The sequence below is a fragment of the Kocuria sp. HSID17590 genome, assembly GCF_003989485.1.
Classification (GTDB): domain Bacteria; phylum Actinomycetota; class Actinomycetes; order Actinomycetales; family Micrococcaceae; genus Kocuria; species Kocuria salsicia.
Genome location: NZ_RBMB01000010.1, coordinates 59,502 through 72,801, shown reverse-complemented (window position 1 = coordinate 72,801; position 13,300 = coordinate 59,502). Strand labels below are relative to the sequence as shown.

General features: G+C 72.5%; 14 protein-coding genes. 12 read left to right on the top strand and 2 right to left on the bottom strand.

Annotated elements, in window-relative coordinates; genetic code table 11:
- Positions 1-48 precede the first annotated feature (48 nt).
- The 4 genes from D8M39_RS05245 (at position 49) to D8M39_RS05230 (ending at position 5,143) form a co-directional block, all read left to right on the top strand.
- Positions 49-954, top strand: a complete 906-nt coding sequence (locus D8M39_RS05245; protein ID WP_126874567.1) for an ABC transporter ATP-binding protein — start codon at positions 49-51, stop codon at positions 952-954.
- Positions 936-2,777 (top strand): hypothetical protein, encoded by a 1,842-nt coding sequence (locus D8M39_RS05240; protein WP_238693964.1) that lies wholly within the window; start codon positions 936-938, stop codon positions 2,775-2,777. The genes D8M39_RS05245 and D8M39_RS05240 overlap by 19 nt, the downstream gene beginning before the upstream one ends.
- A gap of 41 nt (positions 2,778-2,818) precedes the next feature.
- Entirely contained in the window at positions 2,819-3,160 is a 342-nt protein-coding gene (locus tag D8M39_RS05235) for a DUF3039 domain-containing protein (RefSeq protein ID WP_055084956.1), read from the top strand.
- A gap of 180 nt (positions 3,161-3,340) precedes the next feature.
- Positions 3,341-5,143 (top strand): DEAD/DEAH box helicase, encoded by a 1,803-nt coding sequence (locus tag D8M39_RS05230; RefSeq protein WP_083482478.1) that lies wholly within the window; start codon positions 3,341-3,343, stop codon positions 5,141-5,143.
- Positions 5,144-5,252: 109 nt separating this feature from the next.
- On the opposite strand, the gene D8M39_RS05225 is transcribed toward D8M39_RS05230, so the two are convergent.
- Entirely contained in the window at positions 5,253-5,870 is a 618-nt protein-coding gene (locus D8M39_RS05225; RefSeq protein WP_055084901.1) for an isochorismatase family protein, read from the bottom strand.
- Between the two features lie 36 nt (positions 5,871-5,906).
- Positions 5,907-7,247 carry a nicotinate phosphoribosyltransferase gene (locus D8M39_RS05220; protein ID WP_055084899.1) on the bottom strand — a complete coding sequence of 447 codons (1,341 nt, stop codon included), beginning with the start codon at positions 7,245-7,247 and terminating at the stop codon, positions 5,907-5,909.
- Between the two features lie 144 nt (positions 7,248-7,391).
- Here D8M39_RS05220 and clpS point away from each other — a divergent pair, with 144 nt between their 5' ends.
- From clpS to D8M39_RS05180, 8 genes are all read left to right on the top strand, one after another.
- Entirely contained in the window at positions 7,392-7,694 is a 303-nt protein-coding gene (clpS, locus tag D8M39_RS05215; protein ID WP_055084952.1) for an ATP-dependent Clp protease adapter ClpS, read from the top strand.
- Positions 7,694-8,254, top strand: a complete 561-nt coding sequence (locus D8M39_RS05210; RefSeq protein WP_055084897.1) for a DUF2017 domain-containing protein — start codon at positions 7,694-7,696, stop codon at positions 8,252-8,254. Before clpS ends, D8M39_RS05210 begins: the two co-directional genes overlap by 1 nt.
- Positions 8,255-8,320: 66 nt before the next feature.
- Positions 8,321-9,214: a glutamate racemase gene (murI, locus tag D8M39_RS05205; RefSeq protein ID WP_055084895.1), complete on the top strand. Its 894-nt coding sequence runs from the start codon at positions 8,321-8,323 to the stop codon at positions 9,212-9,214.
- A gap of 23 nt (positions 9,215-9,237) precedes the next feature.
- Positions 9,238-10,077 (top strand): MBL fold metallo-hydrolase, encoded by an 840-nt coding sequence (locus D8M39_RS05200; RefSeq protein ID WP_094394228.1) that lies wholly within the window; start codon positions 9,238-9,240, stop codon positions 10,075-10,077.
- A gap of 10 nt (positions 10,078-10,087) precedes the next feature.
- Positions 10,088-10,897 carry a ribonuclease PH gene (gene rph / locus D8M39_RS05195; RefSeq protein WP_094394226.1) on the top strand — a complete coding sequence of 270 codons (810 nt, stop codon included), beginning with the start codon at positions 10,088-10,090 and terminating at the stop codon, positions 10,895-10,897.
- Complete coding sequence (rdgB, locus tag D8M39_RS05190) at positions 10,887-11,597, top strand: RdgB/HAM1 family non-canonical purine NTP pyrophosphatase (protein WP_094394224.1); 711 nt, start codon at positions 10,887-10,889, stop codon at positions 11,595-11,597. The genes rph and rdgB overlap by 11 nt, the downstream gene beginning before the upstream one ends.
- Before the next feature lie 3 nt (positions 11,598-11,600).
- A complete protein-coding gene (locus D8M39_RS05185; RefSeq protein ID WP_055084886.1) occupies positions 11,601-12,461 on the top strand; it encodes a phosphotransferase in 861 nt (286 codons plus the stop codon).
- 175 nt (positions 12,462-12,636) lie between these two features.
- Positions 12,637-13,218, top strand: a complete 582-nt coding sequence (locus D8M39_RS05180) for a 3'-5' exonuclease (RefSeq protein ID WP_055084884.1) — start codon at positions 12,637-12,639, stop codon at positions 13,216-13,218.
- Positions 13,219-13,300 lie beyond the last annotated feature (82 nt).

Genomic DNA, 13,300 nt, shown 5'->3' with positions numbered 1-13,300 from the left:
CGGCGTGGGGCGGTGACACCGGGGATGCCGGTTCCCTAGGTTGGGGGCATGAGCATCCCCACAGACGGACCCACGACCCCGCGCCGCGAGCCCGGCCCAGGGGCCGCCACGACCGAGCGCACCCACCAGGACGTCCCCCGCCCGCAGGTCCACGACCACGCCACCCGCTCCGGTGCGGCCGCGCTCGTGGTGCGGGCGCTCACCAAGGTCTACGGCCACGCGGAGCGCCCCGCCGCGGACCACGTGGACCTCACCGTGCCGCGAGGCTCCTTCTACGGGCTCGTGGGACGCAACGGGGCCGGCAAGACCACCACGCTCTCCATGGCCACCGGACTGCTGCGTCCGTCCTCCGGCACCGTGCTGGTGGGCGGCGGCAGCCGTGACGAACTCGTGGACGTGTGGGGGGACTCGGTGCGCGCCAAGCAGCGCATGGGCGTGCTGCCGGACGGCGCGCACCTCTTCGACAGACTGACCGGCCGCCAGCTCGTGGCCTACTCGGGTCTGCTGCGCGGCATGGACAGGGAGGTCGTCAAGCAGCGCACGGAGGACCTGGTCAAGGCCATGGACCTGCAGGACGCCGCCGGGCGCCAGGTGCAGGACTACTCCGCGGGCATGACCAAGAAGATCGCGCTGGCCGCCGCGATGATCCACGCGCCGAGTCTGCTCGTGCTCGACGAGCCGTTCGAGTCCGTGGACCCGGTCTCCGCCGCGAACATCCGCTCCCTGCTGCACCAGTACACCGAGGCTGGCGGCACCGTGGTGGTCTCGAGCCACGTCATGGACCTCGTGCAGCGCATGTGCGACCACGTGGCCGTGATGGACCAGGGGCGCGTGCTCGCCCAGGGCACCATGTCGCAGGTGTGCGACGGCCTCTCGCTGGAGGACCGCTTCGTGTCCCTCGTGGGCGGTCGCACGGACGCCGGGGAGGAGCTGCAGTGGCTTCGTCCCGAGTGAACCCCGACCAGAACCCTCTCGACCCTTCGCGCGCCACACCGGCGCGTCCGCGGCCCGGGGGCGGTGCGGCGTCGTCCGCGGATCCCGGGGCGGCCCCGTGGGCCGGCGACGGGCGCCCGACGACGCACGGTGCGGACGGGCGCGACGTCGCCACGACGGTACCTGCCGAAGCCGACGCCGCGGTGCCCCGCTCCGTGCGCCCGGTGGGCGGCGGGGAAGCTGCCACCGTGCGGCGCCTCGGGGTGCTCGAGGAGGCCCGGCGGCTCGCGTCCCTGAAGTGGCGGGTGCTGCGCAACACGCTGACCCGCAGCACGTGGGTGCTCGTGGGGACGATCCTCGGCGGCCTCTACGCCCTGGGCGTGCTCTCGATGCTGCTGATCTCCCTCTACTTCCTGGGGGGAGAGGAGCTGCGGTGGGTGGTCACCGCGTCGGTGCTGCTGGGAACGGCGCTGCTGCTCGGGTGGTGGATCCTGCCCGTGGCCACGTCCAAGGCGGACGCGACGCTCGACCCCGCCCGGCTGGGACTCTTCCCGCTGAGCACGTCCGGTCTGCTGGCCGGACAGGTGCTGGGCGCGCTGATCGGCATCCCCGGAGCGCTGACGCTCGTCGCGGGGCTCGGGTGGGCAGTGGCATGGCGCAGCTCTCTTCCGGCGGTGCTCGTGTCCGTCCCGTGCGCGCTGCTCGGGCTGCTGCTCGCGTTCGTGGGATCGCGCTGCGTCTCCGCCGTGAGCCTCCGCCTAGCCGGGGGACGGCGCACCACGGAGACCGTCTCGATCGTCACGCTCGCGCTCGTGGTGATGATCGGGCCGATGATCGCCACCCTGGGCGCCGGTCTGGAACGGGTCTGGGACCTGCTCCCCACGTGGGCGGCCGTGCTCGCCTGGACGCCGCTGGGTGCGGTGTGGGCTGTGCCCGGCGACGTCGCCCTGGGCTACTGGGGCACGGCACTCGCCCGCCTGCTCCTCACCGTGGTCTCGATCGTCGCCCTCACGGCGCTCGCCCGTGTGGCCCTGCGCCGCGCCCTCGGCGACGCCGCCGCCGGAGCCGCCCGCGGCGGCACGAAGGCCGTGGCGGGCATCGGGCTCTTCGACCGCGTACCCGCGACGCCCACGTGGGCGGTGGCCGTCCGCTGCCTGCTCTACTGGACGCGGGACCCCCGCTACAGCGCGTCCCTGGTGATGGTCCCCGCCATGTGCGCGGTCGCGTGGTTCCTCACGTCGCAGTCCGGGTTCGCGGTCTGGCTGCTGCCCGCGGGCATCGCCCTGCTGATGGCCTACGCGATCTCCGCGGACATCTCCTACGACAACTCCGCGTTCAGCCTGCACGTGCTGGCCGGGGTCCCCGGGCGGGCGGACCGGCTCGGGCGCGTGCTGGCGCTGTTCGTCGTGAGCGTGCCCCTGGTGGCCGTGGCGCTCGCCGTGTGGCTCGCGCGCGTGGGGGACTGGGGCGCGGTGCCCGCGATGCTGGGCCTGTGCGCGACCATGCTGCTCGGGGGCGCCGGAGTGGTTTCGGTCGTCTCTGCGCGCTACACCTACCCCACACCGCCTCCGGGGTCCACGCCCATGAAGAGCGCGCAGGGGTTCACCCTGCTGAACCTGCTGATGCAGTTCGTGCTCATGGGGGCGATCGGGCTGCTCGGCCTGCCCGCTCTCGCCCTGCTGGTCGTGTACCTGGTGTCCGGGGGTCTCATGTGGAGCTGGCTCGCGCTGGCCGTCGGTCTCGTGGAGGGTCTCGTGCTGCTGTGGATCGGTGTGCGCGCGGGCGGGCGGTGGCTCGACGCGCGCGCCCCGGAGCTGCTGCAGGAGGTCTCCGCCTACCGCTGACCGGGCAGGCCGGTCCAGGCGCACGGGGTACAGTGGGGGACATGGAATTCACCGATGCCCAGGAATCCCGGGTACCTTCCGTGCGGTCCTCCCGGGTGGTCAGCAGCACCGAGTCGGCGACCGAGCCGCAGACTGTGGGCGGCACCTCGACCATCGAGCGCGAGGAGACCCGCCAGTTCGCGGAGCCCGGTGACCACGAGCGGTTCGCGCACTACGTCCGCAAGGAGAAGATCATGGAGTCGGCGCTGTCCGGCGAACCCGTGATCGCCCTGTGCGGCAAGGTGTGGACCCCCGGCCGGGACCCCCAGCGCTTCCCGGTGTGCCCGGAGTGCAAGGAGATCTACCAGGGCCTGCGCCCCGGCAAGGACAAGCCCGAGAACTGACCGGCATCCCAGAGCAGTGAGGCCCCGCGGAGCTGCGGGGCACCCGACGGCGCCCGCAACTGAGCGGGCGCCGTCGCCGTGCGACGTCGTGCCCTCGTGTGAGGACGACGCCGCGGCGGCCGCGCGGTGCGCGGCCCGGGCAGTGCGCGCCGTCGAGCGCGCGGAGAGGACGAACACCACGTGTCTGACGACGACCAGCTGTCCCTTTTCGGGGCGGCCGCAGATCTTCCCCCGGCCTACCCGGACAGGGCCGCGTGGGGCACCGCGCCCAAGCTGCGCGCGTGGCAGGCCGAGGCGATCCAGCGCTACGAGGCCGCCCAGCCGCGCGACTTCATGGCCGTGGCCACCCCCGGGGCCGGCAAGACCACCTTCGCGCTCACGGTCGCGAAGAAGCTGCACGACTCCGGCGCGGTCCAGCGCATCACGGTGGTGACCCCCACCGACCACCTCAAGCGGCAGTGGGCGGACGCGGCCTCGCGCGTGGGGCTGGCCATCGACCCCAACTTCAAGAACGCGGACGGCCAGCACGGGCGCGGCTACATGGGCGCGGCCGTGACGTACGCGCAGGTGGCGAACAAGCCGCTGCTGCACCGGGCGCGGACCGAGGCGGGGCGCACGCTCGTGATCATGGACGAGATCCACCACGCGGGTGACGCCCTCTCGTGGGGCGACGGGCTGCGGGAGGCGTTCGAGCCCGCCACGCGCCGGCTCGCGCTCACGGGCACGCCGTTCCGCTCCGACACCTCGCCCATCCCGTTCGTGACCTACGAGGAGGACGGCGAGGGCATCCGCCGCTCCACCGCGGACTACACCTACGGCTACTCGGACGCCCTGCACGACCACGTGGTGCGCCCGGTGATCTTCATGGCCTACTCGGGGCAGATGCGCTGGCGCACCTCGGCCGGCGAGGAGATGGCCGCGCAGCTCGGCGAGGGCTTCACCAAGGACATCACCTCCCACGCGTGGCGCACCGCCCTGGACCCGAACGGCCAGTGGATCCCGTCCGTGCTGCGGGCGGCGGACCAGCGGCTCACCCAGGTGCGCCGCACGGTTCCCGACGCCGGCGCGCTCGTGATCGCCACCGACCACCAGGACGCCAAGGCCTACGCCGAGCAGCTGCACGCCCTCACGGGGGAGCGCCCCACCGTGGTGCTCTCGGACGACAAGGCGGCGTCGAACAAGATCGACCAGTTCTCCGAGTCGGACAGGCGCTGGATGGTTGCGGTCCGCATGGTCTCCGAGGGCGTGGACGTGCCGCGCCTCGCGGTGGGCGTGTACGCGACCTCCACGTCCACACCGCTGTTCTTCGCGCAGGCCGTGGGGCGCTTCGTGCGCGCCCGCAAGCGCGGCGAGACGGCCTCCGTGTTCCTCCCGTCCGTTCCGGCGCTGATGGCGCTCGCGAACTCCATGGAGGAGGAGCGGGACCACGCGCTGGACAGGCCCAAGAACATGCCGGGCGTGGTCGACTTCGACCAGCCCATGGAGGAGGGCTGGGACGACGACCTCCTGGACGCGGCCAACCGGGAGGAGAAGGCGTCCTCCGCGCTGGCCCAGGGCAACTTCCAGGCCCTGGACTCGGACGCCTCGTTCCACGGCGTGCTCTTCGACGGCGGCGCGTTCGGCGGGGGAGCGGCTGTGGGCTCCGAGGAGGAGGCCGAGTACCTCGGGATCCCGGGGCTGCTGGACCCGGAGCAGGTCTCGGCTCTGCTGCGGGAGCGCCAGACGCGCTCGTCCCAGCGGCAGGGGGCGGGGGCCTCTCAGCCGGAGCAGCCGGTGGTTCCGGACCACCGTCGGCTCAAGGAGCTGCGCTCGCAGCTGTCCAAGAACGTCTCCGCGTGGTCCGCCCGCACCGGCACGCCCCACGGCGTGATCCACAACGAGCTGCGCGCCAAGTGCGGCGGTCCGGCGGTGGCGCAGGCCTCGGAGGAGCAGCTGGAGGGGCGGCTCGCGCTGCTGCAGCGGTGGTTCATCGGCCGCAAGTGAGGGCCTGCCCCCACGACGACGGCGTGCGCCGGGCACCATCGGATGCGCCGGGCAACTGGCGCGCCACGCGGCCGACCGGTGCCGTTCGGCGCCGTTCGCCCGGCGCCGTTCAGTCGAGCTCGGTGACGACCTCCGCGCCCGTGTCCTCGAGCTCCGCCACGGCCTGCTCACCGCGCTCGCGGTCCACCGGGGCGGTCAGCGGCAGCAGCACGCGGGTCTCGTAGCCGGCCTCCACGGCGTCCTTGGCGGTCGCGAGGACGCAGTGCTCCAGCGCGAGGCCCACGACGTCCACGGCCTCGACGTCCCGCTCCCGCAGCCAGTCGTCCAGGCTCACCCGCTCCTCGTCCGCGCTGTCCTCGGGCTCGCCCATGGGGACGTCGACGTCCGGGGCGGAGAGGCCCTCGAAACCGGAGTAGGCGGCGTCGTAGGCGCCCTTGCGGAAGAACTCGCCCACGTGCTCCGTGTCCAGGTCCGGGTGGATCTCGGCCCCGCGGGTCTCCGCGACGCAGTGCACCGGCCAGCTCGTGCGGTAGTCCGGGTCCTCGCTGAAGTGCGCCCCGGGCTCGATGTGACAGTCCTGCGTGGCCGCCACGGCGTCGTAGTCCGCGTAGTGGTCCTCGAGGTACTCGGAGACGGCGGCGGCCACCGCGGCACCTCCCGGCACGGCCAGGCTGCCGCCCTCGCAGAAGTCGTTCTGGATGTCCACGATCACAAGTGCGGTGCGCACGATCGCCTTCCTCTCGGTGTGCTCAGCCCGGTGCGCTCAGTGGGCGGTGCCGGGTTCGATGACGGTGGGGATGACGGGCTCGCCCTCGGAGAGCCGCCGGGCAGCACGCGGCAGCTCGGCGATCGACTCCGCGTGGCGGGTCCGCGCCCGCACCACGGCCTCGGGGCCGGTGAAGCCCTCGCGCAGCTCGCCGCCGGTCACGTAGTCCACGAGCAGGGGGCGGTCGTCGCCGTCGTCCTCGGGCAGGTGCGAGACACCCACCATCTCGTGGGTGGCCACGCCCTGGGGGTTGCGACGGCGCAGCGCGTACTTCTCGCCGCCCACGGACGCCTTCCCGGAGGAGGCCTTTGCCACCGGCTCCATGGTGCCGGAGGCGCCCTCGCGCGAGACGAGCTTGTAGACCATGGACGAGGTGGGCGCACCGGAGCCGGTGACGAGCCGCGTGCCCACGCCGTAGGCGTCCACGGGGGCCGCCCGCAGCGCGGCGATGGCGTACTCGTCGAGGTCGCTGGTCACCGTGATCTTCGTGTGCGGGTTGCCGAGCTTGTCGAGCAGCGCGCGCACGGACGACGCCTGGGTCACGAGGTCCCCGGAGTCCAGTCGCACGCCCCCGAGGTCCGGGCCCGCGATCTCCACGGCGAGACGGACGGCCCGCTCGACGTCGTACGTGTCCACGAGCAGCGCGGTGGACACGCCCAGGGCGTCGAGCTGCGCGCGGAACGCCTGCTCCTCGGTGTCGTGCAGCAGCGTGAAGGAGTGCGCAGCCGTGCCCACGGTCTTCACGCCGTAGCGGAAGCCCGCCTCCAGGTTGGAGGTGGAGTCGAAGCCGGCGACGACGGCGGCGCGCGCCGCGGCCACGGCCGCCTGCTCGTGCGCGCGGCGCGAGCCCATCTCGATGCACGGCCGGTCACCGGCAGCACCCACCATGCGGGACGCGGCGGAGGCCACGGCGGAGTCGTAGTTCAGGACGGAGAGGATGAAGGTCTCCAGGACGCACGCCTCGGCGAACGAGGACTCGACGCTCAGCAGGGGCGAGTGCGGGAAGTAGGTCTCGCCCTCGGCGTAGCCGCGGATCTGGCCCGTGAACCGGAAGTTCTCCAGGTAGGCCACGGTGGCGGCGTCGACGACGTTCGTGTCCCGCAGGAAGCGCAGCTGCTCGTCCGTGAAGCGGAACTGCTCGAGGCCCTCGAGCACGCGCCCCACGCCGGCGAAGACGCCGTAGCGCCGGCCGTGCGGCAGCCGCCGGGCAAAGACCTCGAAGACGCTGCGCCGCGAGGCCGTGCCGGCGCGCAGGGCCGCCTGCAGCATGGTCAGCTCGTAGTGGTCCGTCAGCAGGGACGTGGGCTGCGGGTGCCAGGAGTAGGTGTGCTCGTTCACCCCGCCAGCCTAGTGCGCGCGCCCGACGAGCACATCCCGCGCCTGCGGATCCGGGAGCTCGTGACTACCATGGGGACAATGTCCGGTTCCCACACGGCGGCCCACACCCCGGCCCCCAGCACCAGCGCGGTTCCCGCGGTCCTCATGAGCGCCGCACCCGCGGAGTCCCCGACGGTCTCACGGGAGGAGCAGGCCGCCACGGCCGTGAACGTCCCGTGGAACGTGGTGGTCTGGGACGACCCCGTCAACCTCATGAGCTACGTGGTCTACGTGTTCAGGGCCCACTTCGGCTACCCGGACGCCAAGGCCCGCACGCTCATGCTGGAGGTCCACCACCAGGGGCGCTCCATCGTGTTCACGGGCTCGCTCGAGGAGGCCGAGTCGCACGTGAGCGCACTGCACGGCTACGGCCTCTGGGCGACCTACGAGAAGGCGGGGGAGAACTGATGGCACACGGGTTCAAGCGCACGCGCAAGGGGATCACGGCCCGGTTCGAGGGTCCCGAGGTGCGGCTGCTGCAGAAGCTGTTCTCCGACGTCGCCACCACCCTGGAGCCCGAGCCCCGCGAGGACGTGGACCCGCTCGAGGCGCTCGTGGGGTGGGACGAGGAGGTCCCGGAGCCTCAGGATCCCGCGGTGCGCCGGCTGCTGCCCGCCGCGTCGTCGGACCCGGAGCAGGCCGCGGAGTTCCGGCGCCTCACGGACCGCACCCTGCGCGAGAGCAAGACGGCGGCGCTGCGGGCGTCCTCGCTCGCGCTCGAGTCCGATCCGGTGCTGCTCACCCCCGAGCAGGCGCAGGACTTCGCCCGCGCCCTCAACGACGTCCGCGTGGTGCTCGCCGCCCGGCTGGGCATCGACTCGCCGGAGGACGCCGAACGGGTGGGGGAGCTCACGGACTTCAGCCGCACGGAGACCGTGGAGGACTACATGGCGGTGGTCTACAACTTCGTCTCCTGGCTGCAGGAGACCCTCATGACGGCGCTGCTGAAGACGCTGCCGTCCCGGTAGCCCCGGCCCCGTTACCGGGTGACTCATGTGGGAGGTGCTCCCCGAAAAGCACTACAGTTTTCCGGTATGCAGGCTGAGCACGGACGTCGACCAGGACCGAACCCCAACTCGCCCATCGGCGTCTTCGACTCCGGTGTGGGCGGGCTCACGGTGGCCCGCTCGATCATCGACCAGCTGCCCCACGAGGAGATCCTCTACGTGGGTGACACGGCTCACGGGCCCTACGGCCCCCTGCCCATCGCGGAGGTCCGCTCCAACGCCCTGCGCATCATGGACGACCTCGTGGACTCCGGCGTCAAGCTGCTCGTGATCGCGTGCAACACCGCCTCGGCCGCCGTGCTGCGGGACGCCCGCGAGCGCTACACGCGCGGCTACGACATCCCGGTCACCGAGGTGATCCAGCCGGCCGTGCGCCGGGCCGTGGCCACCACGCGCACGGGTCGGGTGGGCGTGATCGGCACCGAGGCGACCATCGGCTCGCGCGCCTACGACGACACCTTCGCCGCCGCGCCCCAGCTGGAGATCACCTCCGTGGCGTGCCCCGAGTTCGTGGAGTACGTGGAGCGCGGCGTCACCACGGGCCCGCAGCTGCTGCGCACCGCCCAGGAGTACCTGCAGCCGCTCAAGGACGCCCAGGTGGACACGCTGGTGCTCGGCTGCACGCACTACCCGCTGCTCACCGCGGTGATCTCCTACGTCATGGGGGAGAGCGTCAACCTGGTCTCCTCCGCGGAGGAGACCGCGCGGGACGTCTACCGCTCCCTCATGGACCACGACCTCGAACGCGATCCCGCACTCGCTCCCCACCACGAGTTCCTCGCCACGGGCGACCCCGTGGGCTTCGAGGCGCTCGCCCAGCGATTCCTCGGACCCGAGGTGGTCCGGGTGCGCCACACCGCCTCCGTCGCGGAGCAGTACCCCACCGGCTCGCTCGCCACGATCCACCCGGCTCAGCGCTGAGCCGGCGGCAGAAAGGTCAACACATGCTGCTCACCGTGGTCGGCAACACCGGCAGCTTCCCCGGTCCCGACGCGCCTGCCTCCTGCTACCTGCTCAGCGGCGAGGACGCGGACGGCCGGACGTGGCGGATCGTGCTCGACATGGGCAACGGGACGCTGGGCGCCCTGCAGCGCCACATCGAGCTCGAGACGATCGACGCGATCATGCTGTCCCACCTGCATCCGGACCACTGCGTGGACGTGGGCGGGCTGCACGTGGCGATCAAGTGGGACCCGCGCGGCTGGACGGCCGGGCCCATCCCGCTGTTCGGCCCGTCGCAGCTGCCCACCTACCTCAACCAGCTGCACCTGCTGCCTCCGGAGCACTCGATGGACACCGAGTTCGAGTTCCACGTGTGGCAGCCCCTGCGCTCCGTGACGGTGGGACCGTTCACCGTGACCCCGTTCCCGGTGAACCACCCGTGCCCCGAGCCGTACGCGCTGCGCGTCGAGTACCGGGGGCCCTCCGGGACCGAGGTGCTGACCTACTCGGGGGACACGGACGCGTGCGACGAGCTCGTGGACGCGGCACGGGACGCGGACCTCTTCCTGTGCGAGGCGGCCTACCAGGAGGGGCGCGAGGACGGGTTGCGTGGCATCCACCTCACCGGCCGGCGCGCGGGGGAGACGGCCGTGGCCGCGGGAGCTCGGCGGCTGCTGCTCACCCACCTGCCCGTCTGGAACTCCCCGGAGACCGTGGAGACCGAGGCGGCCGGGGTGTACGACGGCGCGGTGGAGGTGACGCGGGTGAACAGGCGCTACGACGTCGCCCGCCCCACCGAACGTTCGGTCGATGCGTTGGCACCGGCCGGAGGCGACGACTAGGCTGAAGCGCATGACCTCGCCTACCGATCCGGCCACGTCCACCACCACCGCCGAGGGTCAGAGCGACTCGTCCGCTGAGCAGGTGGTCCGCTCGGACGGCCGCGGTGTCGCGGAGCTGCGACCCGTCACCGTCACCCGCGGGTGGTCCGAGCAGGCGGAGGGCTCCGCGCTCATCGAGTTCGGCGGCACCAGGGTGCTGTGCACCGCCTCGCTCACGGAGGGCGTGCCCCGCTGGCTCAAGGGCCAGGGCCGCGGCTGGGTCACCGCCGAGTACGCGATGCTCCCGCGAGCCACCTCCACCCGCTCGGCCCGTGAGTCCGTGAAGGGCAAGATCGGCGGGCGCACCCACGAGATCTCCCGGCTGATCGGCCGCTCTCTGCGCTCCATCATCGACCTCGAGGCCCTCGGCGAGAACACCGTGGTGCTCGACTGCGACGTCCTGCAGGCGGACGGCGGCACCCGCACGGCGTCCATCACCGGCGCGTACGTCGCGCTCGCGGACGCACTCACCTGGGCCCGCGAGAACGGCATCCTCAAGCCCCGCGCCCAGCCCCTGACCGACTCCGTGGCCGCCGTGTCCGTGGGCATCATCGACGGCGTGCCCATGCTGGACCTCCCCTACGTGGAGGACGTGCGTGCGGAGACGGACATGAACGTGGTCGTCACCGGCTCCGGGGACTTCGTGGAGGTCCAGGGCACCGCCGAGGGCGCGCCCTTCCGCCGGGACGAGCTCGACTCCCTGCTCGACCTCGCCGTGGCGGGGTGCGCGCAGCTGGCGCAGATCCAGCGCAGCACGCTGGAGGGCACCCGTGACCGCTGACCCGCACGGTGCCCGCATCGTGCTGGCAACCCACAACCAGGGCAAGGTCCGCGAGCTGCAGACCATGCTCGAGATGGCGGGGTTCTCCGGCGCCGTGGTGGACGCTGCGGCGGCCGGACTGGGCGACGTCGTCGAGACCGGCGTGACCTTCCAGGAGAACGCCCTGCTCAAGGCGCGCGCCGCGGCCGCCGAGTCCGGTCTGATCGCGCTCGCGGACGACTCCGGTCTCGCCGTGGACGTGATGGGTGGGGCGCCGGGAATCTTCTCCGCGCGCTGGTCCGGGACGCACGGCGACGACGCGGCCAACCTGGACCTGCTGCTCGCCCAGCTCTCGGACATCGCGCCCGAGAACCGCCGTGCGAAGTTCGTGTGCGCCGTGGCCGTGGTGGACCCGCGGGGCGAGGAGCACGTGGTTCACGGCGAGCTGCCCGGGACCATCCTGACCGCGCCCGTCGGATCGAACGGTTTCGGCTACGATCCCGTCCTGGCTCCTGAGGGGGAGAACGGACGCAGCTGCGCCGAACTGAGCCCCGAGCACAAGAACCGGATCAGCCACCGTGCCCGTGCCATGGCCGAGGCCCTCCCCATCCTGCTGGAACTGCTCCAGCGGGACTGCGGCGCTGCCCCCGAAGCGGGCGGCAGCGGCGACGTCGTGGCGTCCGAGGCCACCGCCTCTCCCGCCACGGAGCCCGAGGGCTGACACATGACCTTCGCGTGCGGACACCTCCCCTTTGCCGGCGCCGTCGAGGCGGTCCTCGCAGAGGCGGGCGTGAGCGTGGACCGCTCCGAGTGGGAGCTGCACGCCGGGGGATCGGCGCACATCGTGGTCAACGTCGGGCACCTCATGAGCGTGCGGATCGCCAAGAACCCCACGTCCGGAGAGAACGTCCGGCGGCGGACCGAGGCGCTCACGCGGCTGCCCGACTTCGACTTCGCGATTCCCCGGCCGCTGACCCCGGTGCTTCAGGACGGGCGCTACACGGCCGTGGGGATGACCTGGCTGCCGGGGGCCCCGCGCGCGCCGGGATCGGCCGACCCCCGGGAGCTCCGCCGGGCACTGGAGCAGATCCGGCACGCGGACGCCCGTGACGCCGAGCCGTGGCTGGACCGGCCGGGCCAGCACTGGGGCGGACACCGCCGCAGGCACGTTCTCCTCGACCAGGTGCTGCCCCTGCTGCTGCCGCGCAACAGGGACCGGGCCATGGGGGCGATCGAGGACCTCGTGGCGCTCGAGAACGTGACCCCCCAGCTGGTCCACGGGGACCTCATGGGCTCCAACATGCTGTGGGACGGCGAGCACCTGGTGGGTGTCATCGACTGGGACCACGCCTGCATGAGCGACCCCGCCTACGACGTCGCCTCGCTCGGGCTGTGGTTCGGCTGGTCGAGCGTGCGTGAGGCCACCGATCCCGAGAGCTACGAGCGCGCGCAGCTGCACGCCAGGATCTTCCCCCTGCAGGCCATTGCCTACGCCCTGCACCACGAGCTGGACGCCGCGCAGATCCGGCAGGCCGTGGAGAAGGCGGACGCGTGGTACGAGACGCGGGCCGTCGCGGCCGCCTGACGGTCGTTGCGGCGCGAGCCGCTTCCGGGCAGACCATTCTCGGCGCGCCTGGCTTTGCCGGATTGCTCTCTGCCGAATCGGTCTCGACCAGACTGATCTCGGGCAGACCGGTCTCGGCCAGACCGCGCCTGGTTCGGCCGGTTTGGGTGTCGGAGCCGTTGCCTAGGCTCGGAGCGTGCCCGTCAGTTTCACCGCCATCGACTTCGAGACCGCCAACCGCAGCCTGGCCTCCGCATGCGCCCTGGGCGTGGTGCGGGTCCAGGACGGACAGGTGGTCGACACGCGCTACTCGCTGCTCCGGCCACCTCCGGGCCACGACGCCTTCGAGCCGGGAAACATCCGGATCCACGGCATCCGGCCCGCGGACGTCCAGAACGCCCCGACCTTCGAGACGGCCTGGGGCTGGGTGTGCCGCACGATCACTCCGCAGGACCCGGATGCGGTGCTCGTGGCGCACAATGCGGTGTTCGACACGGGGGTCGTCAAGGCAGCCAACAACGCCTGCGGCGGGGCGGCCCGGGCGTGGGACTACGCGTGCACCCTGCGGCTCTCCCGCGCGGCGTACACCCTGCGCTCCTACGCGCTGCCCTCGGCCTCGCGCGCGGCGGGGGCCGAGGTGCAGGACCACCACAACGCGTTGAGCGACGCACTGGCCTGCGCGGGAATCGTGCGGGACCTGGCGCGGCGCAGCGGGGCCGACAGCATGGCCGAGCTCGCGGCGCACTACGGGGTGAGGATGCAGCGCGGAGAACTCTGAGGGGTTCACTCCCGGTCGGGCGGTGCGGGGTCGAGCCGGGTTGTCACGTGCCTGTGGCCCCGGGGTGTCAGTCAGTGCTGCC